Below are 328 nucleotides of genomic sequence, written 5' to 3' on the forward strand. Positions count from 1 at the left end.
CGTTCCGTCCGCATCCGCAACCAGGAGCGAGTAGGTCGCCTGGTTCTCGGCGACCTCTGCGTCGGCTTCCGCTGCAGCAAGCTGCGCTTTGGCGGTGTCCGACGCGGCCTTCGCCTGCTCGTAGCGCTGCTTGGACGTCCACCCGTCGTTCATCAGGTTGGCGTAGCGCCGCTCGTCGGCGTCGGTCTGAACGACAGTTGCGCGCGCTGCCGCAACGGCATTGCGCTTCGCCGTAAGCGCGAGACGGAGGTCGGTTTCGTCAATCCGCATCAGCGGCTGACCGGATTTGACCTGCTCACCGACGTTCACCAGTCGCTCGACGATCTTG

The 328-nt window shown here is 65.2% G+C and carries 1 pseudogene; it reads right to left on the reverse strand.

What is annotated here, in order from left to right:
* Positions 1-328, reverse strand: a pseudogene (locus MOV74_RS41360) (efflux RND transporter periplasmic adaptor subunit); the annotation flags it as partial.

It is taken from the genome of Bradyrhizobium sp. SHOUNA76 (assembly GCF_023006445.1).
Taxonomy (GTDB): Bacteria; Pseudomonadota; Alphaproteobacteria; order Rhizobiales; family Xanthobacteraceae; genus Bradyrhizobium.